General features: G+C 55.2%; 25 protein-coding genes and 1 riboswitch. Of the genes, 18 read left to right on the forward strand and 7 right to left on the reverse strand.

Translation table 11 applies throughout. The features are described from left to right. Positions 1 to 232: 232 nt before the first annotated feature. From CHH67_RS14610 to CHH67_RS14625, 4 genes are all read left to right on the forward strand, one after another. Positions 233 to 1,843 (forward strand): flavin monoamine oxidase family protein, encoded by a 1,611-nt coding sequence (locus CHH67_RS14610; protein WP_095265928.1) that lies wholly within the window; start codon positions 233 to 235, stop codon positions 1,841 to 1,843. 101 nt (positions 1,844 to 1,944) lie between these two features. Next, positions 1,945 to 2,490 (forward strand): RidA family protein, encoded by a 546-nt coding sequence (locus CHH67_RS14615; RefSeq protein ID WP_095265929.1) that lies wholly within the window; start codon positions 1,945 to 1,947, stop codon positions 2,488 to 2,490. 87 nt (positions 2,491 to 2,577) lie between these two features. Further along, positions 2,578 to 2,787, forward strand: a complete 210-nt coding sequence (locus CHH67_RS14620; RefSeq protein ID WP_095265930.1) for a twin-arginine translocase TatA/TatE family subunit — start codon at positions 2,578 to 2,580, stop codon at positions 2,785 to 2,787. A 271-nt stretch (positions 2,788 to 3,058) separates the two neighbouring features. Then, positions 3,059 to 3,262, forward strand: coding sequence for a CsbD family protein (locus CHH67_RS14625; protein WP_095266048.1), 204 nt, complete (start codon positions 3,059 to 3,061; stop codon positions 3,260 to 3,262). Positions 3,263 to 3,315: 53 nt separating this feature from the next. Here the strand turns inward: CHH67_RS14625 and CHH67_RS14630 are convergent, their stop codons facing one another. Beyond that, the gene (locus tag CHH67_RS14630) at positions 3,316 to 3,807 is read right to left on the reverse strand and encodes an AraC family transcriptional regulator (protein ID WP_095265931.1); all 492 of its coding nucleotides are present in this window, start codon (positions 3,805 to 3,807) and stop codon (positions 3,316 to 3,318) included. A 415-nt stretch (positions 3,808 to 4,222) separates the two neighbouring features. On the opposite strand from CHH67_RS14630, the gene CHH67_RS14635 reads away from it, so the two are divergent. Together CHH67_RS14635 and CHH67_RS14640 are read left to right on the forward strand one after the other, a co-directional pair. Beyond that, entirely contained in the window at positions 4,223 to 4,894 is a 672-nt protein-coding gene (locus tag CHH67_RS14635; protein WP_095265932.1) for an NAD(P)H-binding protein, read from the forward strand. Positions 4,895 to 4,978: 84 nt separating this feature from the next. Continuing rightward, positions 4,979 to 5,359 (forward strand): RidA family protein, encoded by a 381-nt coding sequence (locus CHH67_RS14640; protein ID WP_095265933.1) that lies wholly within the window; start codon positions 4,979 to 4,981, stop codon positions 5,357 to 5,359. Between the two features lie 107 nt (positions 5,360 to 5,466). Here the strand turns inward: CHH67_RS14640 and CHH67_RS14645 are convergent, their stop codons facing one another. Further along, entirely contained in the window at positions 5,467 to 5,661 is a 195-nt protein-coding gene (locus CHH67_RS14645) for a PLDc N-terminal domain-containing protein (protein WP_095398542.1), read from the reverse strand. Between the two features lie 221 nt (positions 5,662 to 5,882). Between CHH67_RS14645 and CHH67_RS14650 the strand changes: the two genes are divergently transcribed. The 3 genes from CHH67_RS14650 (at position 5,883) to CHH67_RS14660 (ending at position 11,148) form a co-directional block, all read left to right on the forward strand. After that, positions 5,883 to 8,984, forward strand: a complete 3,102-nt coding sequence (locus tag CHH67_RS14650) for a DEAD/DEAH box helicase (RefSeq protein WP_095265934.1) — start codon at positions 5,883 to 5,885, stop codon at positions 8,982 to 8,984. A gap of 88 nt (positions 8,985 to 9,072) precedes the next feature. After that, positions 9,073 to 9,819 carry a hypothetical protein gene (locus CHH67_RS14655; RefSeq protein WP_095265935.1) on the forward strand — a complete coding sequence of 249 codons (747 nt, stop codon included), beginning with the start codon at positions 9,073 to 9,075 and terminating at the stop codon, positions 9,817 to 9,819. A gap of 474 nt (positions 9,820 to 10,293) precedes the next feature. Next, complete coding sequence (locus CHH67_RS14660) at positions 10,294 to 11,148, forward strand: M15 family metallopeptidase (protein ID WP_095265936.1); 855 nt, start codon at positions 10,294 to 10,296, stop codon at positions 11,146 to 11,148. Between the two features lie 174 nt (positions 11,149 to 11,322). Here CHH67_RS14660 and CHH67_RS14665 read toward each other — a convergent pair whose 3' ends face one another. Beyond that, on the reverse strand, positions 11,323 to 11,703 hold the full coding sequence (locus tag CHH67_RS14665; protein ID WP_095265937.1) for a hypothetical protein: 381 nt from the start codon (positions 11,701 to 11,703) through the stop codon (positions 11,323 to 11,325). Positions 11,704 to 12,094: 391 nt separating this feature from the next. Here CHH67_RS14665 and CHH67_RS14670 point away from each other — a divergent pair, with 391 nt between their 5' ends. The 6 genes from CHH67_RS14670 (at position 12,095) to CHH67_RS14695 (ending at position 17,925) form a co-directional block, all read left to right on the forward strand. Then, complete coding sequence (locus CHH67_RS14670; protein WP_095265938.1) at positions 12,095 to 12,877, forward strand: zinc ribbon domain-containing protein; 783 nt, start codon at positions 12,095 to 12,097, stop codon at positions 12,875 to 12,877. 91 nt (positions 12,878 to 12,968) lie between these two features. Beyond that, complete coding sequence (locus CHH67_RS14675; protein ID WP_095265939.1) at positions 12,969 to 13,817, forward strand: TrmB family transcriptional regulator; 849 nt, start codon at positions 12,969 to 12,971, stop codon at positions 13,815 to 13,817. Positions 13,818 to 14,005: 188 nt separating this feature from the next. Next, on the forward strand, positions 14,006 to 14,308 hold the full coding sequence (locus tag CHH67_RS14680) for a hypothetical protein (RefSeq protein WP_095266050.1): 303 nt from the start codon (positions 14,006 to 14,008) through the stop codon (positions 14,306 to 14,308). Positions 14,309 to 14,363: 55 nt separating this feature from the next. Next, positions 14,364 to 15,467 (forward strand): metallophosphoesterase, encoded by a 1,104-nt coding sequence (locus CHH67_RS14685; protein ID WP_176475574.1) that lies wholly within the window; start codon positions 14,364 to 14,366, stop codon positions 15,465 to 15,467. A 242-nt stretch (positions 15,468 to 15,709) separates the two neighbouring features. Further along, positions 15,710 to 15,810, forward strand: a riboswitch (purine riboswitch). A gap of 146 nt (positions 15,811 to 15,956) precedes the next feature. Then, positions 15,957 to 16,526 carry a xanthine phosphoribosyltransferase gene (locus tag CHH67_RS14690; RefSeq protein ID WP_095265941.1) on the forward strand — a complete coding sequence of 190 codons (570 nt, stop codon included), beginning with the start codon at positions 15,957 to 15,959 and terminating at the stop codon, positions 16,524 to 16,526. 34 nt (positions 16,527 to 16,560) lie between these two features. Continuing rightward, positions 16,561 to 17,925, forward strand: coding sequence for a nucleobase:cation symporter-2 family protein (locus tag CHH67_RS14695; protein ID WP_095265942.1), 1,365 nt, complete (start codon positions 16,561 to 16,563; stop codon positions 17,923 to 17,925). A gap of 178 nt (positions 17,926 to 18,103) precedes the next feature. Here CHH67_RS14695 and CHH67_RS14700 read toward each other — a convergent pair whose 3' ends face one another. From CHH67_RS14700 to CHH67_RS14715, 4 genes are all read right to left on the reverse strand, one after another. Then, positions 18,104 to 18,442, reverse strand: a complete 339-nt coding sequence (locus tag CHH67_RS14700; protein WP_095265943.1) for a DUF4870 domain-containing protein — start codon at positions 18,440 to 18,442, stop codon at positions 18,104 to 18,106. A 111-nt stretch (positions 18,443 to 18,553) separates the two neighbouring features. After that, complete coding sequence (locus CHH67_RS14705) at positions 18,554 to 20,506, reverse strand: electron transport protein (RefSeq protein WP_095265944.1); 1,953 nt, start codon at positions 20,504 to 20,506, stop codon at positions 18,554 to 18,556. A 71-nt stretch (positions 20,507 to 20,577) separates the two neighbouring features. Next, a complete protein-coding gene (locus tag CHH67_RS14710) occupies positions 20,578 to 20,853 on the reverse strand; it encodes a transposase (RefSeq protein ID WP_095265945.1) in 276 nt (91 codons plus the stop codon). Between the two features lie 101 nt (positions 20,854 to 20,954). Next, on the reverse strand, positions 20,955 to 21,977 hold the full coding sequence (locus CHH67_RS14715; protein ID WP_095265946.1) for a serine hydrolase domain-containing protein: 1,023 nt from the start codon (positions 21,975 to 21,977) through the stop codon (positions 20,955 to 20,957). Positions 21,978 to 22,318: 341 nt separating this feature from the next. On the opposite strand from CHH67_RS14715, the gene CHH67_RS14720 reads away from it, so the two are divergent. The 3 genes from CHH67_RS14720 (at position 22,319) to coxB (ending at position 24,887) form a co-directional block, all read left to right on the forward strand. Beyond that, a complete protein-coding gene (locus tag CHH67_RS14720) occupies positions 22,319 to 22,507 on the forward strand; it encodes a hypothetical protein (protein ID WP_095265947.1) in 189 nt (62 codons plus the stop codon). Positions 22,508 to 22,693: 186 nt separating this feature from the next. Further along, positions 22,694 to 23,449, forward strand: coding sequence for a type I methionyl aminopeptidase (map, locus tag CHH67_RS14725; RefSeq protein WP_095265948.1), 756 nt, complete (start codon positions 22,694 to 22,696; stop codon positions 23,447 to 23,449). 388 nt (positions 23,450 to 23,837) lie between these two features. Then, positions 23,838 to 24,887 (forward strand): cytochrome c oxidase subunit II, encoded by a 1,050-nt coding sequence (coxB, locus tag CHH67_RS14735; protein WP_095265950.1) that lies wholly within the window; start codon positions 23,838 to 23,840, stop codon positions 24,885 to 24,887. Positions 24,888 to 24,958 lie beyond the last annotated feature (71 nt).

Raw genomic sequence — 24,958 nt, forward strand, 5'->3', positions numbered from 1 at the left:
CGTAATGCTTGGGGAGTACACCGAATTGAAAGCTGGTTGATAAGGATGTGGATGTCAACGCTTGTTAGCGGAAGATTTTATGACATTGATTTTATGAAAAACGGTTAAAAAAAGCAATTGTTTTTCAAAAAATAAAAATTGTGTAAGAAATCCTGACAATATTTAAGTCAAAACCCATTTTCTTTGTTAATATCGGCTCATAACCTGACTACATAGCCGAGGAGTGATCGCGATGGCAACAAAGGAACAGTCAAAAGAGATGACCCGCAGACAGTTTTTGAACACCGTGGGCAAGCTGGGCGGCTCCGTCGCTGTCTTCAGCCTGATGGGCACGATGGGCCTTCTCACTCCCCAAACGTTGAAGGCGGCTGAATTTACGCCTCCCGGTCGAAATGATCTTCAGCTAAGCGGACGCACCGGCCAGAAAATCATCATACTCGGGGCAGGCATTGCAGGCTTGACCGCCGCCTATGAGCTGGGACTGGCTGGTTACGACTGCACGCTGCTGGAAGCGAAAGGTCATGCCGGCGGACGATGCTGGACCATCCGGAAGGGAACGGCCGCCAGTGAGATCGGCACGGGTCTTCAGATCGCCCGCTTCGACAATGACCCGGGACTGTATTTCAATGCCGGGCCGATGCGGATTCCGCAGTTTCATGTCACGATGGAATACTGCCGCACTTTAGGGGTGGCCATCGAGCCGTTCAACAATGTGAATGAGAGCGGCTATTACTATAACGAGAATGCGGGGCCTCTGTCCGGCCAGCGTGTGCCCAAGCGTGCAGCCAAGGCGGATATGCGCGGGTATGTCGCGGAGATGCTCGCCAAGGCGGTCGATCAGAAAGCGCTGGATCTGCCGCTTGGACCCGAGGAAAAGGCAAAGCTGGTGGAGTATTTGCGGGCGGAGGGAGATCTGAGCCCGGACCTGTTCTACAAGGGGTCATCCCGCGGCGGCTACAAGACCGAGCCGGCCAGCCGGCTCGATGCCGGTGTGCGTCGTGACCCGTTCGATCTGAAGTCCATTGTGAATTCAGGCTTCGGTAACTATTTCAGCAACGAATACAGCTACGATCAGCAGATGCTCATGTTCCATCCCGTTGGCGGCATGGATGCGATTGTTAAAGCCTTCGAGAAGCATGTCGGGGACCGGATCAAATACCGGACCGAGGTGCAGGAGATTCGCCAGTCTGCATCCGGCGTGCGCGTCGTATACAAGGATCTGGCGACCAAGCAGGAGCATGAGATTGCCGGTGACTACTGCATTTGCACCATCCCGTTATCTGTCCTCAAAAAAATCCCCGCTGATTTCTCCCCGGACATGGCCAAGGCCATTAACAGTACACGTTATGCCTCTGCAGGCAAGATCGGGTTGCAGTTCAAACGCCGGTTCTGGGAGGAGGATGAGCATCTGTACGGCGGCAGCAGCCTGACCAATATGGACATTACGCAAATCTATTATCCGTCCAACGATTATTTCAGCAAAAAGGGAATTCTGCTCGGTTACTACGCTTACGGCGGCATTGCAGATAAGCTTGGCGGGATGTCCTATCAAGAGCGCGAGAAGCTTGCGCTGACCCAAGGAGCGAAGATTCATCCGCAGTATATGAAGGAGTTTGACGCTTCCTTTTCAATTGACTGGAAGCGAGTGCCGTACCAAGAAGGCGGATGGGTGTCCTACTCCGCAGACGATCGCCAGACCTTCTACAAGACGCTGTGCAAGCCGGACAACCGGATTTATCTGGCAGGCGAGCATATCAGCTACATTACTGCGTGGCAGGCGGGAGCCATGGAGTCGGCAAGGGTGGTGGTGAGCGATATTCATCAGCGCGTCATGCAGGCTTAACAGCAGGCTGTCGTTACTGGACCGGATAAATCGGTGCAGAGGCGGCGCATGGCGGCGGGCATCCTACCCTGGTTTAATGAAGAGAGGAGTGTTTTTTTATAATGAAACGTAAATGGAGATCTATAGCCCTTCTGACCTTGATGTTCAGCGCTGTCAGCATGGTCGCTTATGCTGATTCGCCTTCCGATGTGGCGGAGAAGCCGTCGATTGCGGCAGGTTCGCCGCCGATATTTTATGGCAGCCCGACCTCATCTATCGCAAGTGGTGTGATCGTTCCTGAAGGCGCAGCCTATCTATACACGAGCGGCACCGTTCCGCCTGTCATTAACAGGAATGGGAAGACGGTGTACGGGCGGTATGGCGATACGAAGACACAGGCCATCGGGACGTTGAAGGCGATTGAGCGGCAGCTCAAGGAGCAGGGGCTGTCCATGAAGGATGTGGTGTATTTGCGGGCCTATCTAACGCCTGATGCTGCGATGGATGGTGCTTTTGATTACAATGGCTGGTTTGAGGCGTATGCCCAGTTCTTCAACAATGAACAGAACCCGGTGAAGCCTGCGCGCTCTACGGTGGGCGTGGCAAGCCTGGTTAATTCAGATTGGCTGATCGAGATCGAGGCGGTTGCGGTGTATCCGAGTAAATAAGAGAGAACCTCACTTTAGCTGTGCAGGCAGGCTGTCGCATGATGTGTGGATCAGATGTTTCGGAAATGGTGAAAGGAGAGGATAGCGATGTTTCAAAATGTTGGCTTCGTCGGCATCATGATGATCTTGGTGGTCGTGCTCATTCTGTTCGGTCCTTCCAAGCTCCCGGAGCTGGGAAGAGCGGTGGGGCGCACCCTGTCGGAGTTCAAGTCCTCGGCCAGGGAACTGGTGGGCGATGATAAGGAGCAGGAGAAGGAGAATGAGGGCGAGTCGTCGGTCCTTAAGTTGAAAGGGTAATGTTTGAAAGGCGCAGGCGGTCAGGGGAAGCTCCCCGGGCCGCCTGCGCCTGTTCTGCCTGTTCGATGTCGATTCAGAACGGGGAGATGCGGGTAAAGACGAGTAGACGCTGATCAGCACAAAAACAGCATAGGCATCGATGTTGCCCATAACGAACATGGACCATCAGGGATGGTCATGAATCGGGGCATAGACATGCAGACTTCCCCGGAGGCGCACAAGAGATCTCTGATGAGAGGTACACCATCTTCTACAAGGAGGACTGATGATCATGGATAACAACGTGTTCAAAGGGAAATGGAAACAGATGAAGGGTGAAGCCAAGAAACAGTGGGGCAAGCTGACGGATGATGACCTTGATGTCATCGACGGTGAGAGAGAAAAGCTCGTAGGCAAAATCCAGGAGCGCTACGGCCGCTCCAAGGATGCGGCAGAGCGTGAATATATGGAATGGACCGATCGCTATCGCGATTAACCGGTTGATGTGGCCGGGCTGAGGTGCAGAGATGCCCCTCAGCCCGGCTGTTTTTATCCGCTAACCGGGACGCATAGCTCACAGTAGCCTTCGCTCACGAGATCCTCGGAATAACGTTCAATAACTGGTTTATGATCCATACGGTAACCATGATGCTCCACGGCTTGAAAGATCCGCTTCCAGGCCTGTTCGATGTGTTCGGCCGTATGTTTGATTTTGCACACCAGATATTCTCCTTCCGCCAGCTTTCCTTGGTGAATGTGATCATCCCACGGCATCGGAATTTCCTTTGAAAGAAGACGGCCTTCGTCTGAATCTGCGTCCGGAAGAATTATCCCTGCATCATAGCGGCAATGTTCCGGTGGAGTGATGTCCGGATTGTCCTGCGCGATTCCAAGTATCGCAGTCGAGTGATGAAGCAGTTTGTGCGCTCGGGCCCACCCTTTTAACGCCTCCATGGTCTGGATATTTCCAGCGCCATAAGGGCCCCTGCGCCGAATGTAGGCTATGCGCCAGGAAGGCCATCTTTCGAATCGAATCTCCATGATTTTCTATCCCCTTTTCCCAGTAAGTTAACGTTCCTCTGTAAGTTAACATGTTATAAAATCAAAAACTACCTTAATTTTCAAAATCATCCACAATTATTCATTTCAATGACAGGCGCGAGGTAATGATGACTTGCCTGCCATTAGTTTATCGCGACCCCCCTCTTCCCGGCAGGTGATCTTCCGGGTTAAGGCGAATAGTATGGGATGGGCAATGAATAGCGGATAGGCAGACAGATGACCTGGGCGTAGCCTGACATGCCAGGTCATGTTTGTTGTAGCAGGGGATGCGGTGTAGAATGAGTCGGAGAGCAAGATGCAGGCCATGCTGATTCCGTGCTGATGATACATAGGGCCTGCTTGGCGGTGGTGACCGTGTTCGGAACGATTGGGGGAAAGGGGGAGGCTAGGCGCTATGGGGCAAATTGCACTTGTGGTGGGAGCGACAGGACTTGTCGGCGGACTTGTTGTGAAGGAGCTCTTGCAGCAGGAGGAAATTGTGGAGGTGCGCGCTCTGGTTCGCAGGCCGTTTGAGATGACGCATCCCAAGCTGAAGGTGATGCAGATCGACTGGGATCGGCTCGAGATGTATACTGCGTTTTTTGCGGATGTTCATATTGTGTACTGCTGCCTCGGAACGACGATTAAGCAAGCGGGTTCTCAGGAGCAGTTCCGCAAGGTGGATCTGGACTATGTCCTGAAGACGGCGCAGCTTGCCAAACGAAGCGGGGTGCGTCAATTTATGGCGGTCAGTTCGGCGGGCGCAAGCCCGAAGGTCCGCAATTTCTATCTTCGCACGAAGGGCGAGATGGAAGAGGGGCTCGCCAGCATCGGATTTAACGGGCTGCATCTGTTTCGGCCGTCGCTGCTTCTGGGGGAGAGGACGGATACGCGATTCGGTGAGCGACTGGCAGCTGTGCTGATGACGTCGCTGGATGTCGTCTTTCGAACGCCGAGGCTGGCGCCTTATCGGGCGATCCCTGCAAGCAAGGTTGCCCGGTCGATGGTGGTGATCGGTCTGTCGAATGTGTCCGGCAGCCATGTATATACGAACGAAGTGCTGCATGTGCTCGGTTCGGAAGGCTAAATGTTCAAAGTCGTTTGCCAAGGTATGCCGATGGGATTACAATGAGAATACGTACAAGTTGTTGAATAGGGAAGGGGAATACGGATGAGCAAAAATATAATCTCGACCTCAAGTGCACCAGGCGCTATCGGGCCTTACAGCCAGGCGGTGGAAATCAACGGGTTCGTCTATACATCCGGTCAGCTTGGTCTGAATCCGGAGACGGGCGAATTTGGAGCCGATGTGCAGGAGCAGACCAAGCTGTCGCTGCAAAATGTGAAGGCCATTCTCGAAGCGGCCGGAGCAAGCCTGGACCAAGTGGTCAAAACGACGGTGTTTTTGAAGGATATGAACGATTTTGCAGCGGTGAATGAAGTGTACGGAAGCTTTTTCTCCGAGCCGTATCCGGCGCGCAGTGCCGTGGAAGTGGCCCGTCTGCCGAAGGATGGACTCGTGGAGATTGAGGTAATTGCCGTTAAGAAGTAATGATCACACGCATGATCAAGAAGCTCTTGGCGTTAGGCTTATAGCCGCGCGGAGAGCTTCTTTTTTTGTGCCTGACGGGCGATTCTCCTGCATGCCATATCCTGACGCTAGCTGTTGCGAATCAGCAGATAGATAATCGGGCCGACGACAGGGAAAAACAGCATGCCGAGAACGACCAGAAGAGCGAACTCCGGGCTCCGTCCCATCCGGCGTGCATCGTTATAACCCCAAATACAAATGGCAATGTGAAGAAGAAATAATAAAGGAATAATCAATAATCCCAAGCTAAACATAACCGCCATGTTACATCCCCCCTAATCCTCTCGTTCATATCTGTAAAAGGATACGTATCATCCCACATCAGGTTGCATTTGTAACCGAACAGCACGGCGCCTTTGTTGCTGCGGAAGACGGTCTTTATCATCTTTTTATCGGCAGAATGTCCTGGAATGTTTTGAAAATAGGCGGTGATCGTATAAGATAGTAATAATATCTAAAAAGCAGGAAAAGACGGGAGACTATCATGAATCAACCGCTTTATGGCGTATGGTTAGGTGACGTATTCTTTTGTTTTTCGGGCGAGGTGTCAGAGCCGCGGGTCGATGTATGGAGCCGGGTGGTGAAGGCCCTTCGCCTTCAGGACGGAAGCCGTCCTTATACAGGCGCTGTTCTCCGGCTGGCCGAGCTGAGGTACCCGCTGCAGACCATGGAGCCCAAAAACGGAAGGCGGCCGGAACGTAAGCTGCTGGGCGGACGCATGCTGGAAGGACTGGCGCTTTCGCCTGCCGATGCATTCCGGATGCTGCTGTTCTTGGACAGCGATCACTATAGAAGCCAGGGCCTGGAGACGGGGGAGGAGATGCGATTTTGGGTCAAGGCGAGCCAATTTGCGATGGAGCTGCTGCTGCGCGGCAAATTAGCGCCGTCCTCGGCGGAGGTGCGCCCTACCGGCCGGCGCCGAACATCAACCGAGAGCATTCGGGCGGTATGGAGACCGCAGCTTGATGGGGAGGATCGGGAGCGGTTCCTGCAGCTTGCAGCCAATATGCCGCCGATATGCTTGGGGGCCCCGGCGGCCTTTGCGGGTCACGAGCCGGCGAGCCGGGAAGAAGCGGGGGCCATCGTGCTGCATTCTTTCCTGAGCGCGATCATCGACAGTGAATCCAGGCAATCGGTGCAGGAGCTGGAGAGCAAGCTGTCCGCTCATCTCGCTGCCTACAGGCGGGGACAATCCCCGCTGGTCGAGCTGTGGTGGAACAGTCTGCTTACGGTCAGCCGGGAAATTCCCGTTCAGGGAACGCCGGAAGAGATCGGCGGGCTGGTCAGCAGCGTGGAGGCAGTAAGCCAGGCGGGCATGCCTTATATGGAGGGAGAGGAATTGCCTCCTGAGGACGGAACCCTCCGGCTTGGTCTGAGGCTGGAGCCTCCGCTTGAACCTGGGGCCGAGGAGTGGCGGATCTCGTTCTGGGCTGGCAGCGTGGAGGATGAAGGCGTCTGGCTGCCTGCCCGAAGCATATGGGGCGGGAAGGAGCCGGATCGGATGATTCGGGGACGGGTGTACCGCAGCGTGCGCGACCAGTATTTAATGAGGCTTGGCGAGGCGGCAGAGCAGGCCCCGGATCTCGCGGAGGGCCTATTCGGACCGGCACCCGAAGGTGTCGTTATTCCGCTTGGCCGGCTTGCGTCTTTCATGAAGGAATCAGTTCCGCAGCTGACGGCCGGGGGAGTGAAGATCCAGATGCCTTCCAGGTGGACCAGAGAAGGCCGCCGCCGCGTCGGACTGTCCCTGAAGATGCAGCCGGATGCGAGGCTGACCGGGGAGGAAGGCGCAAGGCCGGTGCTCGGAATGAAGCATCTCGTGGAATTCCAGATCTCGGCCTCAATGGGCGGGCAGCCCATCACCCGGGAAGAGCTGCAAGCGCTGGTGCAGCAAAACCTGCCGTACGTGCAGTTCCGGGGAGAATGGATTGAGGTGGACCTGAAGGAGATCAACCAGGTCCTCCGGTTCATGAAGCGTCATGAGCAGGGGGAAATGGAGCTGGCCGAATGGGTCCATCTCGCCGCCGAACAGGACGGGGAGCGAATCTGGAAGGGGCTGCTGATCGAGGAGCTGGAGACGACAGGACTGCTGTCTTCGCTGCTGGCCGGCGATGGCTTGCGCGAGCTTCCGGAACGACCTGTTCCGGCTTCCTTGCACGGGGAGCTAAGGCCTTATCAGGAACGCGGCTTTCAGTGGCTCAGCCTGATGCGCGATATGGGATTCGGGGTCTGCCTGGCAGATGATATGGGACTTGGAAAGACGGTTCAGGTTATTACCTGTCTGCTGGACAGTACAAGGACTGCTGCAGGCCGGGGACCGGCGCTCATCGTATGTCCGACTTCGCTGCTTGGCAACTGGCAGCGGGAGTTCCAACGTTTCGGCCCGGATTTGTCGCTGTATATCCATCATGGGACCCGCCGCCTGAAGGGGGAGGCGTTCCAGGAGGAGGTCCGGGAGTACGACGTTGTGCTGACGACCTATCATTTGGCAGGGCGGGACGGTAGTGATCTGGCAGCCGTATCCTGGTCGAGCATCGTGCTGGATGAAGCGCAGTACATTAAGAATTACCGGACCAAGCAGGCGCAGAGTGTCATGAAGCTGTCAGCGCCTCACCGGATCGCCATGACCGGTACGCCGGTGGAGAACCGGCTGGCCGAGCTGTGGTCGATTTTTCATTTTCTCAACCCCGGTTATCTCGGCTCCTTCAACGGATTCCGGCAGCGTTACGCCGCAGGCGACGGGCAGCAGGAGCGGCTGCGGGAACTGCACAGGCTGATCTCGCCCTTCATGCTGCGCAGATTGAAGAGTGATCCGGACATCCGCAAGGATCTGCCGGAGAAGCTGGAGGTAAAGTCCTACTGCAGGCTGAGCGAGATGCAGGGGGCGATGTATCAGGCGGTCGTCGACGAAATGCTGGGGCAGATCGAGAATCGGACAGGTCTGGCGAGGAAGGGGCTGGTGCTGTCCTCGCTGACCAAGCTGAAGCAGATCTGCAATCACCCGCAGCTCATTCGCGGGGAGGACAGCCGCACTGTACGCATCGAGCAGTCGGGCAAGCTGGAGCGGATGCTGGAGATTCTGGACAGCATTGCCGATGTAGGCGAATCGGCGCTTATATTCACCCAGTATGTTGCGATGGGAGAACTGCTGGTCAGCGTGCTCACCCGGAGGTACGGGAAGCGGCCGCATTTCCTGCACGGCGGCGTAGCCAAGCGGGACCGCGACGAGATGGTTCGGGCCTTTCAGGCGGGCGAGGGCTCCGAGTTCTTCGTGTTGTCCCTGAAGGCCGGCGGCGTCGGGCTCAACCTGACCCGGGCCAACCATGTGCTTCACTATGACCGCTGGTGGAATCCGGCGGTGGAGAATCAGGCGACGGACCGCGTGTTCCGGATCGGGCAGCATCGTGATGTGCAGGTGCACAAGCTGATTGCCCAGGGAACGCTGGAGGAAAGAATTGATGAGCTGATTGAGCAGAAGAAGGCGCTGTCTGAGCAGGTGGTCGGGTCAGGCGAAACCTGGCTGACCGAGATGTCGGACCGTGAACTGCGCGAATTGATCGAGCTGCAAAGTCAGGATTGGCTGTAGCTGCAAGTGAAGGCAAGAGCCTTCTGGCAGCGGTAGAACCCAGGCCCCGAGAGGAGTGCCTGGAAGCTTAAGAGGAGGTTGTGCCACCATGGAGCAGCAGGAAGCCCCTGAGCGGGGACAGGTGAGGCTGGATTTCACCCCAGGTCTGATCAAAGGGGCAGTTCAGCGCGCGGATGATGAAACCGAATCGGCGCTGGTGGAGGTTCCGGTGGACGTGCTGACACCGGAAGCCAAGCAGGCGCTGGTGGAGCGTCTCGGCCTTCGGCCGCTGACGCTGTACCGCCTGCTTGCCGGGCGTCCGGCCGCGGAGGCGGACGCCGGGCTTCCATCGCCTTCGCTTGAAGGCGATGGATCGGCCGCGCGCTGCTCCTGCGGGCGCGCTGCCTGCAGCCATGCCGCCGCCGTGCTGGATGCCGCACGGCAGCGGCTGGCAGCGGAGCCGCTCCAGCGGCTGGCGCTGCTGGGGCTGCCGCGTGAGGCGCTGCTGGCCGGCGTCTACGACGCCTGGGGCCAGACGGCCGGGAACGCGGCAGGCGGCTCCGCCGACGAGGCGGCCGCACGGGCCAAGGAGAAGGGAGCGCCGCTCCCTTCTCCAGGCGAGTGGCTGGCCGAGGCGGCGGCCGAGGGCCGGCTGCACCGGCCCGGCCCGCAGCTGGATGAGGTGAAGGTGCGGCTTTCGCCGCCGCCTCCACCGGAGGAGCTGCGCCCGGCCGGGGACTGGGCCGGGCTGCTGCCGGGCGTGCGCGGCGCCTCCAAGGCGCTCGGCCTGGTGGTCCGCCAGACGGCGGCCCGGGCCGAGCAGCTGCGCCGCCAGCTGCCGCGAAACGGCGACTGACCGCCGTTTCGCGGTCCGCGCCGCGAGGGCCGGGAGCGGCGCCCATGCCGCAGGAGTGCCCGGCGCCCATGCCCCGGCAGGGCGGCCCATGCCGCAGGAGTGCCCGGCGCCCATGCGCCGGCAACGCGGTCCCATGCCGCAGGTACGCCTGGGGCTGAACGGCCTCGGCAACGCGGCCCACGTGCACTCGGCGCCCATGCCGCAGGAGTGCCCGCGCCCATGCGCTGGCAACGCGGTCCCATGCCGCAGGTACGCCCGGGGCTGAACGGCCTCGGCAACGCGGCCCATGTGCACTCGGCGCCCATGCCGCAGGTGTGCCCGGCGCCCATGCGCTGGCAACGCGGCCCGCGTGCCCCCAGCCTCTCCCCAGCCCGCTAGAGCCCATCAATGACATGAAATGATGGTTTGTCCTCACATTTCGATATGAGGTACAATGGGGAGAGGAAACAATTCATTTGAAGGGAAGAGCGGCAGATGAGCGCAAGAAGAACAAGTTGGACAACCCTGCTGCTGTCATCGCTGCTGGTAGCGGGAATGGTGCTGGCTGGCTGTCAGTCGAAGGATGCCGGGTCAGGGCAGGAGCAGGGACAGGAGCTTCAGTCGCCTGCCGGGGAGCAGCAGGAGAATACGATCCCTGAGGGTGAGGCAGGAGCGGACGATGTGCCGTCCGATCCGGTGATGGCGAAGCGGACCGAGAATGCGCTCCAGGCTACCGTGAAGGAAGAAGGCGGCAAGCAGGTCGTTATCAACGCTGAAGCGATCCCGGTCGTGGTGAACAAGCAGCGGAGCCTGCCGGACGGCTATGCGCCGAGCGATCTGGTAGAGCCGAATGTGCCATTCTCCTTTGACGAAGCGCATGAGAAGCGCCACATGCGCCGGGAAGCGGCGGAGGCGCTGGAGGAGCTGTTTGCAGCTGCCCAGGCCGACGGCATTGAACTTCGCGCCGTGTCCGGCTATCGCTCCTATGAGCGCCAGAAGGTGATATATGAGAACAATGTGCGGACCAAGGGTGAGGAAGAGGCGTCGCGCGTCAGTGCAGTTCCGGGGACGAGCGAGCATCAGACGGGACTTGCCATTGATGTATCCAGCCCGAGTGTCGGCAATGCGCTGGAAGAAGTATTCGGACGTTCAGCGGAGGGCCGGTGGCTCGCCGAGCATGCGGCGGCATTCGGATTCATTATTCGTTATCCGGAAGGCAAGGAAGGCATTACCGGCTACGTGTACGAGCCTTGGCATATACGGTATGTCGGAAAGGACCTTGCGCCGGATATTGCCGACAGCGGATTGACGCTGGAGGAATATTTCGACGAGTCGAATATCAAACTGTAATTCCAGGTCCGAAGAACTGTATGGAAAAAGGGACTGAAGTCTACCCTCATCAGGGACTTTATGTACTTGCGGTCTCCTTGTTCAATCGCTAATGTTGAATTGGAATCCGCAAGGTTCGGGCATATGAACGTGTTGAACTGTCATAAATCCCGGAGCATCCGCTCCGGGATTTTTTCAATTCTCCGGCGGTTTGTTCGTCGGTGAGCCGGCGTAGCCGGGATGGTCATAGCCGGTATCGTTCATTTTGTCGATGATGTTCATATCATTAATCAGTTTGCGGCTGTTCTCATCGCCATGCTCATAGAGGAAGCTGTACAGCTCGATCGTCCGGTCGTCGAACTGCTTGGCCGCATCATCATGATCTGCGGACTTATAGGGGACAAAGGTGCGCCGAAAGGCGTATTTGTCGCTTTTTGCCACATCGTTCAGCAGATCGCGAAGCCTGGTCAGCTCATCCTCGCTCAATCGGACGACAAATTCAACGGATTCATGCGGAGTTTCTTGGATTAAGTTATGTTTGACCGAAACATAATAGGTCGTTTTCTCGTAATTCATATCAAATCCCTCCATTTCCGCATCTGTCGATGGGTTTGTATATGTTTACACGCAATCGCGCAGGGCTGAATCAGCGAAAGTGGCACGGGGATGCTTGTCGGCTTGCCTGGGAATCCCTCCCTTTTTCCAAACGGGAAGCAAATTTGGTATGATAGGTACACGGAAAAGCCCCGCAGCTTCGGGTCTGGCATTTTTACGGGAAAAATGACGGATGATGACCAGTGGGCTTCCCATCGGCAGCGATAGGCGAGGCGATTCAGTACGTCTGTCTGATCTGGCCTGAAGCGGCCCGAATCGAAATTGAAGTGATTGCCTGGAATATGTAAATAAGACCGAACATATATCGGAGAATATTGGAGAAACGGACTAGCGATAGAAAGGGATGAGACGGATGAAAATTTTGCAAAGACTGAAGGATGGAGCCAATAAAGCGACGGAGAAAGCGCAGCATGTGGTGGAAATCAACAAAATGAACAGTCAGATCGCTGAAATAGAGCAACAGAAGAACGCTTATTTTCAAGAGATGGGCAAAGTGTTTTATGAGGGCTACCGATCCCAGGATATGTCGGTCGCCGAGAAAGAAATGGTTGAACTGGCACAGGTCTGTGACGGTTTGCAGGAGCAGATTCACACGCTGCGCAACCGGATTGCCATTATGAAAAACGAGCGGCTGTGCGAGTGCGGGCGTGTCGTTGGACTGGATGCCAACTTCTGCCCATACTGCGGGAACAAGCTCGAGAAGCTGACGAGAAACGAGCCTAAGCCTGAGGCGCAGCCGGTGCAGAGGGAACGGGAGCGGGTGCTTCCGTTTGAGGATGAGCATGAGCATGAGGAAGAACATGCGGTGCAGGAGCGATTTGAATACCGTCCGGTGTCAGGGCCGGCAGAGCCGGAAGCCGAGATCGATCCGGAGGTTGAGGTCGATCCGGAGCAGCTCTTCAGAGAAGAGGAAGAACGCGAACGGGAACGCCGTCACCTTGAGGAGCTTGAGCGGGAGCGGGAGCGGCAGCTGGAATTGGATCGCCGCATCCGTTTCTGGCAGGAGAACAATCAGTTTCAGGACCAGAAGCCGGACGAGGAAAGTGCGCGCGATACGGTGAAATGCCAGATTTGCAGCGTTGATCTGGCCAAAGGCTCCAAATGGTGTCCGCGCTGCGGGGCGGAACAGATCTGAGCGGTAACGGGGACTGCCATATTGCGCAGCTAGCACGAGCGGTGTGTGCGGGTGAAGTTGGCGTTCAAGCATCTTTGGGGGGACTGGGTTAATGGAACAACTACTGCATCATTTGCGCAATCTGGGTTTTACCGAAATTGAGTCGAAAATTATGGTCGATCTGGCTGAGCATGGACCGGCCGGAGGCTACGAGGTAGCCAAGCGTCTTGGCGCTTCCCGCTCGAATGTATATGCGGCCATGCAGCGCCTGGAGCGTCAGGGAGCGCTGGAGCGCATGTCCGGGGAACCGCTTCGTTACCGGGCGCTCAAGCCCGAGGAGCTGACCCGGACGATCTCGATGCGGGTGGAAGCGTCGCTCGCATTCGTGGAGAAGAGCCTGCCCCGGGGAGCCGGAGCGCCGTTTCTGAGCATGGAAGGGGACAAGGCGGTGCTCGATATTTTGTCCCGCGAGATTGGACGTGCCAAGCGGGAAATTATCGTGGACGTATGGCGGGAGGAAGCGGAGCTGCTTCGCGAACCGCTTGCCGAGGCGGAATCCCGGGGGGTTAGGGTGGTTTGGGCCTGCGACGGTCCGGACCACGGACTGGCCCGGACGCTGGCTTGGTCCGGCTGGGATGACCTGGGTGCGCGGAGCCGCGGTGGGCGAAAGTTCTCGTTCGTTGTGGACCGCAGCTGGTGCATGCTCGGCATGCGCGGCGGAGAACAGGAGACCGGCGCGGTCATTACCGAGCATCCGGTCATGGCGGAGATGCTCCTGCATCACTTCACGCAACAGATGGTGCTGTTCCATCTGGAGCAGGATATGGGAGAAGAGCTTGAAGAGCGCTACGGCCCGAATTTTGAAAACATCCAGCGCGAGTATATCTCGTCCGGTTTTGTGGAGGACCGCGGTATCGATCAGCGATCTGATAAACCGGCAGAAACAGAATCTGAGGAATGAAGTGTGGAAGTGACTTTTGTCACTTCCAGTTGCTTTTTTATAGCGTATGCTGGGTATAGGGGAATATAGCTGGGAACCGGTCCTGGCATTGTGCGGGATTCGCCCCATGTTCCCTGAATGAACGCTGCTCCGGCAGGAGATCATGAATAGGGATGGACACTGGAAGAGGAAGGGAGCTGTTATACAACATGGAATGCATCGTCCGTTTTACAGTGAACCATGCAGAAGGGCCGAAGAAGCTGCGCGGACTTATTTTCGTTGATGAGGGAAAAGCGCCGAGCACGGACCAGCTGCTGGATATGTTTCGCGATTTGGAATATGAGGTCGTGCCCGATGAGCAGGACGAGCTGTTGTTCAAGCCTGTGAATTCGAACGAGACCTACCATTCGATTCGGGTGAACGAGCTGGATATGGGTCAGGAGAAATACACGGAAGACCGCAATCTCAAAGCGATATTGAATAATCTGCTGCCGAAGCAGAGAGGATTGTAAAGATGATCTCCTCCGCCTTCTTTGATATAATATTTATTGGCGGAAGGAGATGGAGATGTTTATATTTATAGCGATTGCAATGCTTGCTGTTTACGGTCTGCTTGTCTATTATGTTGGTCGAAGCGTATGGAAGTGGGTGAACCCGCGTCCATCCCTGGTGTTGAAGATCATTTATGCGGTGGTTCTGGCCGTGGTGGCGACCTCGTTTATTACAGGCCGCTTTATCGGGAGCGTACCGCTTCTAAGCATGATCGGCTCGTACTGGATGGCGGTGTTCTATTTGCTGATCATTCTGATACCGGTTATGCATATTGTGCTGCTGCTGCTCAAGCTGACCACGTTGCCAAGACATACGGTGCAGAAGGCCGCAGGCTACGCCGTGCTGGTGCTGCTGATCGGCCTGATCAGCTACGGATCCTACAATGCCTACAGCCCGGTCGTGCGTACATATGAAGTGAAGATTGAGAAGAATGCAGGGGGGCTGGACAATCTGAACGTTGTCCTTGCTTCGGACATGCACTTTGGCCTGCTCTCGGGCAAGAGCCATGCAGAGCGGATGGTGAAGGAAATCAACGCCCTTCAGCCGGATCTCATCCTGTTTCCCGGGGACATTATCGACGATGATCTGGACGCGTATTTGCGCCAGGGCATTGACGAGGTTCTGACGGGTCTTGAGGCCCGGTACGGCGTGTATGCTTCTCTGGGCAATCACGACCGTGATCCGGTTGGAATGCAAGCGTTGATTGACACTTTGGAACGCAGCGGGATGACGGTGCTCTATGATGAATCGCTTGTGGTGGAAGATCAATTGACGCTGGTCGGACGCAAGGACTACTCGGATCGTAACCGGTCTGATATGGCGACGCTGATGCAGGATGTGGACCTGTCGAAACCGGTGATTGTGCTCGACCATCAGCCGAATGCGCTGCAGGAGGCCAGAGAGCAGGGCGCCGATCTGATCGTTTCGGGCCATACGCATCGCGGCCAGGTCTTCCCGGCTCATCTGATTACCCGAGCCTTGTTCGAGAACGATTACGGCTATATGCAGCAGGGATCGTTTCATTCGATTGTCACTTCGGGATACGGCTTCTGGGGACCGCCGATTCGGCTCGGTTCGCAATCGGAGATTGTCATGATCCAGGTTGCGTTTGAAGGATAGCGTTGAAGTATAGAACGGACCGATTGTTTATCGGGAAGATAAGAAATCGTTTCTTTGGCCTGGGGGCTGTGCTCCTTTATGGCTTAAGAAGCGGTTTCTTTTTTTGTGTGGAATAGTTTGGAAAGATGGTTTTCGCAAATTTTCACTTTATTTATTCATAGAGAAGCGGTATACTTCTTTCATTCGGATATAACACGTTCTGTTACTTTAAGCGATGAGAGCAAGGTTGTAATCTAAAGCTCTATCATAATAGTACATCTTCTCGTATATGTGCAGGGATTGGCCTGCATGTTTCTACCCGATCACCGGAAATGATTGGACTACGGGATATTGCAGCGCGGCGATCAGCAGCAGCCTTGTATTTCGGGCTTCGTGTGGATCAGCCGTTGTGTCTGCTTTAGCCCATGGATTCCTTTTTTCGGAGACGGAGAGGATGAAGATGGGCTTTTTTGCTTTTGGGAATGTGGACAAGGATGAAGGGGGAGCATCATGCAATTACTGCAAAACAAAGTTAAAGAGGAAGGTATTGTGCTTAGCAATCAGGTTCTGAAGGTCGATTCGTTCCTGAATCACCAGATGGATCCGGTGTTGATGCGGGAGGTGGGCAAAGAGTTTACACAGCGCTTCAAGGAGCACAACGTCACGCGGGTATTGACCATTGAGTCCTCGGGTATTGCACCGGGCATCATGACCGCGCTTGAGCTGAACGTGCCTCTGATCTTTGCGCGCAAGCAGAAGTCGCTGACGCTCCGTGAAGATATATATGTCGAGAAGGTGTACTCATTCACCAAGCAGGAGAGCAACGAAATTACCGTCTCCAAGAAATTCATCAATCCCGGCGACAAGGTGCTGATCGTGGATGACTTTCTTGCCAACGGCGAGGCAGCTTTCGGTCTGGCCCGGATCGTGGAGCAGGCGGGCGCTGAGGTTGTGGGCATCGGGATTGTCATCGAAAAAGCATTTCAGCCGGGCGGACGTCTCTTGAGCGAAGCCGGTTATCGTGTCGAGTCCCTGGTCCGTATTGCATCGCTTGAGGATGGGAAAGTGACATTTGCATAATCCAACCATTTCATTCAGAAGGAGTTAAGAAATCATGGAAGAAGCGAAGCAAGCGGTGACAGAACCGATTTTTGATAAGAATCGTGCACCGGGCAAAACCATTTCCCTCGGGATCCAGCACGTGCTGGCCATGTATGCCGGAGCGATTATCGTTCCGATAATTGTAGGCAATGCCCTCGGACTGACGACCGAGCAGCTGACCTACCTGATCGCGATTGACCTGCTTGCCTGCGGGGTAGCGACCCTGCTGCAGGTGTTTGGGAACAAATATTTTGGCATCGGGCTTCCCGTGATGCTCGGCTGTGCATTCCAGGCGGTTGGTCCGATGATTATCATCGGCATGCAGTACGGAATGTCGGCGATTTATGGCGCGATTATCGCATCCGGATTGTTTGTGGTGTTATTCTCCGGCTTGTTCGGGAAGCTGATTAAGGTGTTCCCGCCGGTCGTGACCGGATCGGTCGTGACGATCATCGGTTTGACGCTCATTCCGGTGGCCTTGACGGATCTTGGGGGCAGCCAGAATGCCGGCGATGAGTTCGGGAGTGCCTTGAATCTGTCCCTCGGCTTTGGCGTGCTGCTGTTTATCATCCTTATGAATCGTTTTGCTAAAGGGTTCCTGCGCTCGATCTCCGTCCTGATCGGACTGATTCTGGGGACGCTCGCGGCTGCTGTGTTCGGGGGGCTGGATCTTGCTCCGCTGAAGGAAGCCGGATGGTTCCGCGCTCCGCAGCCGTTCTACTTCGGAACGCCGACATTTGAACTGATGCCGATCGTGACCATGATTCTCGTGGCGATTGTCAGCGTGGCAGAGTCGACAGGCGTATTTATGGCGCTTGGCAAAATCGTCGGTCGCGACATCAATTCGAAGGATCTGACCCGCGGCTATCGCGCCGAAGGAATTGCCATTGTGGTGGGCGGCTTGTTCAACTCGTTCCCGTACACCACCTATTCGCAAAATGTCGGGCTTGTACAGATGAGCCGCGTAAAAACGCGCGACGTCATCGTGGTGGCCGGCGGCGTGCTGGTGCTGATCGGACTTATCCCGAAAATCGCTGCGCTGACGCACCTGGTTCCACCTTCGGTTCTGGGCGGCGCGATGGTTGCCCTCTTCGGGATGGTCGTGTCCTCCGGAATCCGGATGCTGGGCGATCAGGTGGACCTGAACCGTCATGAGAATCTGTTCATTATCGCTTGTTCCGTCGGCGTCGGCCTGGGTGTGACCACCGTGCCGGAACTGTTCGCCAAACTGCCGGATTGGATTCGCATTCTGGCTGATAACGGAATTGTGGCAGGAACGGTCACAGCGATCGTGCTGAACCTGCTCTTTAACGGCCTCAAATCAACGCCGCCTGTCCGCAAGGAAGATGAGGAAGCGCTGGAGGGGAAAGTAGCCTGAAGGCACGAGCAGGCACTGTAAGACATACCGGTTCGGCGAATCCTGCCTAACCGGAGAACGGCCAGAAGCCGGCAGAATTCGTTCTGCCGGCTTCTCTGTGTTCACCCGGGTGCATTCACCCTGAAGAGGGAAGAAGAAAGTGCTGTTTGTCCATCGCCGCATCCTGGGCATGCGGCTGCTATAACCGCTGGATCTGCTGCTCGGCGAAGGGGCCGATCCAGGGCAGCTTGAACCATTTGCCCTGGAGCGCATTGAAGATAAGGATGAGCCACATTAATACGCCAAGCAGGGCGAGCAGCGCCGAGGCCAGCAGGCCGATAATCGGCACGGCGCCGGCCAGTACGTGGGCCATGCCCAGTATGCCGTAGGCGAACAGGGATTGCAGGGCATGGAACATGACGTAGCGGCTTCTTTTTTCAAGGGAAAGAAACAGTATCCCTCCGACCATCGGGAACAGATAGCATAGTGCAGCCGCCAGGTTTTCGGGAAGCCCTGTGGACGATTTAAAGGGTGACATTCATACCAGCTCCTTGTCTTTAGAACACTTCATAGGGCAAGTCTTATACCTTAACCATATGAGCGTGTCGGACAAAGTATGATGATATGCTGAAGGCCTATGCTCCCTGTTCTACTTGAGCTTCAGGTTGAGCAGGTATTGAATGAGCGCATCCTGCTGCTCCTTCGTGTACCCCGTGGATTCATCCACCCAATATTCATGCCCCTGCCCGGTGACACTCGTATCCTTCAGCCGTTGATCCTCACGGTTGGCTTTCACTACGAGCTCGCGCAGGTTTCTGTCCACCATCGCTTTGAGGCTGTTGTAGGGATCGGGGGAGATTCCTTTCATCAGGGTTGCGGAAACCCCCACCTGCGTCAATTCCGGACCGACCGCTACGCCTCCGTCATGAAGATAGGGTGCGGACCAACGCAGTCCGATCAGGCCCTTGACTTTATAGCCACCGCCGGTGTTCTTGTGTCCGAGCCCCAGCGTCAGCTGATCCGGTTCGACATCGCCGGATGGCACCTCAACCACTTTGGCATCCTTTGGCAGAGGCACCGGTGTGTCCGGAGGATAGAACAGGGACTTGCCGAAATCGTTCTCTGTCGGAAAGAATGCCCGCGCACGGGCGGGTTCCGTGCCGATTTCCTTGACCGGCAATATCCGGTGGTTGTTGAAGGCGTCTCCTGCGTGGCAGGTGATGCACTGCGCTTTCCGGAAAATTTCCTTGCCAAGCGCCAGCGTCTCAGGCTTGGGTGTTTGTTTCGGCACAGGAGGTCTGATGACGTTCTGGTAGGCGGACATAGCGTTCACCTGCTCGCCGACCTTGTAGCCGGGCGTGTTGACGTACAGACCATTGGGGGCAAACGCCGATACTTTCGGGTAATTCGGAATTTTGATGACTTCATTGGCCCCGGCGGTGCCCGGGTTGGGGTCAAGCGTATCAAAAAACACCGAAGGCTTCATACCGCTTTTCGGATCGTATCGGTATTTCGGATTGGCGGCATTCTGCAGAATCGTGCCCACATAGACCTCTTTATCTATGCCAAAAAAGCTGTCGCTGACATCCATCTGGCTTAGCGAATCGGTGTTCTGGGCATGCACATTGTTCGTGAACGAGCTGAGCCCCTTGAACGGGCCGATCGCGGCAAATCCGCTCCAACTGTACGGATAGTCGCCCTTGGTGAACATATCGGGAATTTGCGTAATATCGCTGATCAAATCCACCGTTGTGTCAAAGTAACCCGGCGCCCATTTCACGAGATTGTCGTCAACGGCCTTCTCCAGCAGCTGGGCATCCGGCAGCGCTTCCTTCCCGCCTTTGGAGTTGGGAATTAAAGGGCTGGAGTCCTTTACATACTGGACCAGATTGTCAACATCGGTATGCGTGAAAAAAGCGGCGCTATTCGGTGCCAGTGCAAGAACGAGCCCCAGATTCAGATCGGCGTTGGGGGCGCCTTCGACCAAGCGCCCTGTCTCGTCGTTCACCGTCGCATGACAAGCCATGCAGGTGACGCCGACCTTGACGCGGCCTTCCTGATACTTTACGGTCAGGCCGACCGGCATATAGGAGCCTTTTGCCACATCGAATCCGGTCTTGATGATATCTCCTTTTTTAAAGGAAAGGCCTCCAACCGTAATATCTTCTTCCAGCGCTACCTCCAGGTTGCTCGTTCCCGCCCCCTTCAGCTTGGCAATCGCCTTCGAGATGCTCTTGATCGTTAACGGACCGCTGACGATGCCAAGCACATCGGAGAGAAAGATCTCATTGCCGAATGATTGCTCGTACAGTGTCTTTCGGCCAAGCTCAAGCATATCGGGGGTGATTTCAACGGCGCCATCGTCGGGAGACAGTGAGGAAGGAGAGGGCTGCCGGGAGTCCGCGTGAAGCTTGACCGACTTGCCCCACACATCGAATTGCCTAACCGGGCCATGCTGCGATGAGCGAAGCTCAGGCTTGTTCTCCAGCTTGCCGATAGGAGGGGTGTAGGAATATTCAGGTTCCAGCAGATAAAGAGTGAGCCAGACTGCGCTTATAGCCAGTACCGGGACGATAAGCCACAGCCATCTGGATTTTCTCATATCGGATCATCCTTTGTGAGCAGGCTTATGCGTATCGTGTGAACGCTCTGCTGTTCCTTGATCGAGAAGAGCTAGTCCACTTCAACATGACGCATTGGAGATTCTGCGTTGACTTGCGTATCCGGTCCTTTTTCTTTGCGGACCAGACGTTCGTCGGTTCTTCCTTCATGGTGGTTCTCAAAATCGTATTCGGTCAGATGCCAAGCGGTTGACCCTCCCTGTGGATCAAACGGGAATCTCTCCCCGCGCTTCAAATATTGTTCCCGGCCCCACTCATTCGTGTAGGTGCCGTCAACTTCAACCTCATCTCGTGAAATCGGGGGCAGATCTTTATCTTTACCGGACATGTTATCAAACTCCTCTCATTCATTTATAAAGTAAAGAAATCATATATGGCATAAAGTAACCATAATGGAGCATTAATATCCGCTCAAAGCCATGCCGGAGCTCAATCAGGCTGCATGGCTTTCAAAATATACCGCTCCAGCAGCATTCTCGGATTTCTCCAGCGGCTGACCCTGCTGTCGGCTGTGAAAACAACAACAGCGTCCAGCTCCGGAAAGAGATACATTTGCTGACCGCCATGCCCGTGGGCCAGGGCATATCTGAACCCTGAGAGCTGTCCGTTCCACCATTGATACCCGTAATCGCCGAAAGCGCCGTACCCTTTGGTTTGAGGCGCAAGGGCTTCCTCGAGCCAGTCGGAGGGGATGACGGCCTGCTGATTCCAGCGACCGCCCTCCAGGCAGCATACACCGATTTTGGCCATATCTCTTGAAGTCAGATACAGGCCAACATGACCCATCGAGTGCCCTTCCGGGCTCGGGGACCAGACGGCGTGGCGAATGCCGAGGGGGCTGAACAGATGCCGGGTCGCATAGGCGTGTGCGGGAATGCCTGTGCTCTCGCTAATGACAACGGACAGCAGATAGGAGTCGATGCTGCGGTACTGGAACTGGCCGATCTCCGCTTCCTGGATCGGGAGGGACAGAGCGAAGGCTGTCCAGTTCCGGGAGCGGTGAAAGCGGCGGATGAGCGGCTCGCCGAGTTTGGTGCCCGTCTGCCAGGCGAAGCCGGAGGTCATGGTCAGCAGGTGGCGGATCGTAATCCGGCCGAGCATGGGCGAGGCGTGCGGCGGCACAAACCTTGATAGTACGGAAGAGACGGATTTCTCCAGTGGCGGAAGCTCTCCGCGTGCATTTGCAATACCGGCAAGCAGGGATGTCACGCTTTTGGTCGCTGATCGGAGATCATTCAGGGAAGCGAGCGCATGACCGCCATAATAGCGCTCATAAATCAGCTTGCGGTGGCGGATGAGCAGGAAGCTGCGCATACGGGGATAACGCTCATGGATGAGCGCATCGGTCTTGTCCAGCATGCGGCGATCGACAGCGCATTCCTCTGGATCCGCACACGAAATAGAGGGGACGGCCTCCGGAGGGCAGATGAATAAAGGGCTGGGAGCATCCATGATGAACCTCCTTTCCGATTGCAGGCTTGGGCAATTCTTAGCCATATCTTAACCAGAAGACGGCTGAATGCTTGCATAGGATGCCGATCTAAAAAAATCAGCCTGGAAAAACATTTTTTGGGAAAGATGAAACAATCCGAAGAATATGATACAATAAATTAATGATTCAGCTGTTTGCTTTCAGGTTATTGTAGTGTCAGGTGCATTGGTAAGTTGCTGAATATCAACCTAATCGTTCACCACAAGAACTGCAGTAAGGCTTCACAACTCAATTTAAGGTAGATCTTTTCGGCATTCTCTAAACGGAGCAGTTTATTTCCACGTTTTGGGAGGGATCCATCATGGCAACGAAAGGTCACAATGAGGTAAAGGAAAGTCTGCGGGAAATGACACGAATTTTCCGGCCTAAAGATCCGAAAAAATTTGTAAAGGAGTACGTCCGGAAATATCATATTATGGGAGGGTACGAAGAAGAGCTCACTCTCGTCGTGGAGAACGAGTTGGGTAAATTAAATTCCTCTGTTTCGTAATATTGATTGCACCTGGATAAGCATCGCTGAAAGCATCATGTAGACATTGATTTTATGGTTTGAACCATTTGGTCTTGAATATGGTTAACCGTTTTTGGGGTGAATGCCCTGGAAACGGTTTTTTTGCTTTTTCCTTGCATATATTGGTTAGAAGTCAATTCAGAAGGCGAGGGGAAGCAAGTCAACATGGGAAAAGTAACGCTGAAGAGTGCGGAGGAGATCGGCTATATACGGCAGGCAGGTTCCTTACTGGCGGCATGCCATCAGATGATCGCCAAGCGAATCAAGCCGGGGGTGACAACACTGGAAATCGACCGGCTGGTGGAGCAGTACCTGGAGCGGGAAGGGGCTTATCCGGAGCAGAAGGGATATAAAGGGTATCGCTTCGCGACCTGCGCATCGGTCAATGAAGTGGTGTGCCACGGCTTTCCGGATGATCGCCCGCTGGCGGACGGGGATGTCGTAACGATAGATATTGTGGTGAACAAGAACGGCTGGCTGGCCGATTCGGGCTGGACCTATGAGGTTGGACAGGTGGCACCGGAGGTTAAGCGGCTGATGAACCGGACCAAGGAAGCGATGTACAAAGGTATCGAGAAGGTGCGCCACGGCGTTCCGCTGGGTGATGTCGGTCATGCAATGGAGACCGTGGCAGAAGAGGAAGGCTACGGTATCGTTAAAGCGCTGGTCGGACACGGCATCGGTCGAAGCCTGCATGAGCCGCCGGATGTGCCGAGCTTTGGAACACCGGGGAAGGGGCTCATGCTGAAAGAGGGGATGGTCATCACCGTGGAGCCCGTATTTACGCTCGGTCCGACAGGAGCTGTATACTGGGGCGATGATGGCTGGACGATCACGTCCGCGGACGGTAGCGTCGGCGTTCAATATGAGCATACCGTCGCCGTGACGAGAAATGGCCCCATCATCTTAACGGGATTATAAGATGATGAAAAATATAGCATAATGAATAGGAGGATCTTCAGTGCCGATTATGGGGCGAGAAGACCCTCCTTGCTCTATGATTGCTGGAGCGGAAGTTCGGGTAAACAGTGAAAGGGCAATCAAAGGAAGAAACGAATGTCGAAAAAAGGCGAAAAGGGGGTTGGATCGAGGGTGGAAGCGATTGCAAACCCGCGTCTGGCGCGACTTTGACGACTTTTCGAACAATTTGTGAATTCCCTGTGAATGATTGACAAAAGTTACCCATGAACTTATATTTAATAAGTGATTGTTTTAATTGACAGGATTACTTCATCCGTGATTGTGCAGGTAGATTACCGCTGTTTGCGCCGGATGGTAGTCTACGAAAATCGAAAAGTGGGGTAGATCAATGATGAAACGGTGGCAGGCAGTAAAGCGTCTTCTTCCCTTGTTAGCCATGTTTGCTTTGGTGTTATCCGGCTGCGGTCGCGAGGATCTGTCGGTCTTGAGACCACAAGGCCCGGTAGCGCAGGGCCAGCTGGATTTAATTAAGCTCTCCATTTCGATCATGGTTGTCGTTATGGTTGTGGTATTTGCAATTGCTGCTTACGTACTTGTAAAATTCCGCAGAAAAAAGGGACAAGACGAAGTACCTGAACAGGTTGAAGGGAACTTCAAACTGGAAGTGATTTGGACGGCGATTCCGCTGCTTCTCGTGCTTATCCTTGCAGTTCCTACCATTCAAAAGGTATTTGCATACGACCAGATTGATTGGAACGATCCGGAGGCCGTGAAGGTAGAGGTTACAGGACACCAGTTCTGGTGGGAATTCTATTATCCTGACCATGATATCAGAACAGCGCAGGAGCTTGTTATTCCTGTAGGCAAGAAAATTGCATTTCAATTGAAAACAAACGATGTGCTTCATTCCTTCTGGGTTCCATCTCTTGGCGGTAAGAGAGACACGAATACGGAGGGCACAGTGAACTACCTGACGCTGATTGCCGATAACGAGAATACATACATTGGCAAGTGTGCGGAGCTGTGCGGTGCGTCTCACGCTTATATGGAATTCCGGGTGAAAGCGGTTGATGATGCTACGTTTGATGCATGGGTTAATGCATTCAAACAGCCGGCCGTGCTTCCTGCAGATACGGAGCTTGCTGAGAAATTCAGAACCAACTGTCTTTCCTGCCACGCTGTGGGCGACCAAGGTGGTCCGATTGGACCGAGCCTGACCGGCATCGGATCGCGTGAGACCATAGCAAGTATCTTGCTGAACGATATAAGCGGCGCAGAGGGCAGCAAGCCGGTAAAAGACAACCTGGTGGAATGGCTGATGGACCCACAGGCTGTTAAACCTGGCAACACGATGCCTGATCCTAAGGATCTCGGATTCAGCGACGAGGAAATCGAGCAGATTGCTGAATACCTGGCCAATTATAAGTTGGATTATTAATACAGCAAGAACTTTTAAAGGGGGTACACACCTTGGCTCATGCTCATGCTCACGGCCATAGCGTAAAACGC

Source organism: Paenibacillus campinasensis (genome assembly GCF_002272015.1).
Classification (GTDB): Bacteria; Bacillota; Bacilli; order Paenibacillales; family Paenibacillaceae; genus Paenibacillus_AQ; species Paenibacillus_AQ campinasensis.

Coding starts and splice junctions, on each gene's coding strand:
- CHH67_RS14610 (WP_095265928.1), top strand. CDS start 233: ATGGCAACAAAGGAACAGTCAAAAGAGATGACCCGCAGACAGTTTTTG.
- CHH67_RS14615 (WP_095265929.1), top strand. CDS start 1,945: ATGAAACGTAAATGGAGATCTATAGCCCTTCTGACCTTGATGTTCAGC.
- CHH67_RS14620 (WP_095265930.1), top strand. CDS start 2,578: ATGTTTCAAAATGTTGGCTTCGTCGGCATCATGATGATCTTGGTGGTC.
- CHH67_RS14625 (WP_095266048.1), top strand. CDS start 3,059: ATGGATAACAACGTGTTCAAAGGGAAATGGAAACAGATGAAGGGTGAA.
- CHH67_RS14630 (WP_095265931.1), bottom strand. CDS start 3,807: ATGGAGATTCGATTCGAAAGATGGCCTTCCTGGCGCATAGCCTACATT.
- CHH67_RS14635 (WP_095265932.1), top strand. CDS start 4,223: ATGGGGCAAATTGCACTTGTGGTGGGAGCGACAGGACTTGTCGGCGGA.
- CHH67_RS14640 (WP_095265933.1), top strand. CDS start 4,979: ATGAGCAAAAATATAATCTCGACCTCAAGTGCACCAGGCGCTATCGGG.
- CHH67_RS14645 (WP_095398542.1), bottom strand. CDS start 5,661: ATGGCGGTTATGTTTAGCTTGGGATTATTGATTATTCCTTTATTATTT.
- CHH67_RS14650 (WP_095265934.1), top strand. CDS start 5,883: ATGAATCAACCGCTTTATGGCGTATGGTTAGGTGACGTATTCTTTTGT.
- CHH67_RS14655 (WP_095265935.1), top strand. CDS start 9,073: ATGGAGCAGCAGGAAGCCCCTGAGCGGGGACAGGTGAGGCTGGATTTC.
- CHH67_RS14660 (WP_095265936.1), top strand. CDS start 10,294: ATGAGCGCAAGAAGAACAAGTTGGACAACCCTGCTGCTGTCATCGCTG.
- CHH67_RS14665 (WP_095265937.1), bottom strand. CDS start 11,703: ATGAATTACGAGAAAACGACCTATTATGTTTCGGTCAAACATAACTTA.
- CHH67_RS14670 (WP_095265938.1), top strand. CDS start 12,095: ATGAAAATTTTGCAAAGACTGAAGGATGGAGCCAATAAAGCGACGGAG.
- CHH67_RS14675 (WP_095265939.1), top strand. CDS start 12,969: ATGGAACAACTACTGCATCATTTGCGCAATCTGGGTTTTACCGAAATT.
- CHH67_RS14680 (WP_095266050.1), top strand. CDS start 14,006: ATGGAATGCATCGTCCGTTTTACAGTGAACCATGCAGAAGGGCCGAAG.
- CHH67_RS14685 (WP_176475574.1), top strand. CDS start 14,364: ATGTTTATATTTATAGCGATTGCAATGCTTGCTGTTTACGGTCTGCTT.
- CHH67_RS14690 (WP_095265941.1), top strand. CDS start 15,957: ATGCAATTACTGCAAAACAAAGTTAAAGAGGAAGGTATTGTGCTTAGC.
- CHH67_RS14695 (WP_095265942.1), top strand. CDS start 16,561: ATGGAAGAAGCGAAGCAAGCGGTGACAGAACCGATTTTTGATAAGAAT.
- CHH67_RS14700 (WP_095265943.1), bottom strand. CDS start 18,442: ATGTCACCCTTTAAATCGTCCACAGGGCTTCCCGAAAACCTGGCGGCT.
- CHH67_RS14705 (WP_095265944.1), bottom strand. CDS start 20,506: ATGAGAAAATCCAGATGGCTGTGGCTTATCGTCCCGGTACTGGCTATA.
- CHH67_RS14710 (WP_095265945.1), bottom strand. CDS start 20,853: ATGTCCGGTAAAGATAAAGATCTGCCCCCGATTTCACGAGATGAGGTT.
- CHH67_RS14715 (WP_095265946.1), bottom strand. CDS start 21,977: ATGGATGCTCCCAGCCCTTTATTCATCTGCCCTCCGGAGGCCGTCCCC.
- CHH67_RS14720 (WP_095265947.1), top strand. CDS start 22,319: ATGGCAACGAAAGGTCACAATGAGGTAAAGGAAAGTCTGCGGGAAATG.
- map (WP_095265948.1), top strand. CDS start 22,694: ATGGGAAAAGTAACGCTGAAGAGTGCGGAGGAGATCGGCTATATACGG.
- coxB (WP_095265950.1), top strand. CDS start 23,838: ATGATGAAACGGTGGCAGGCAGTAAAGCGTCTTCTTCCCTTGTTAGCC.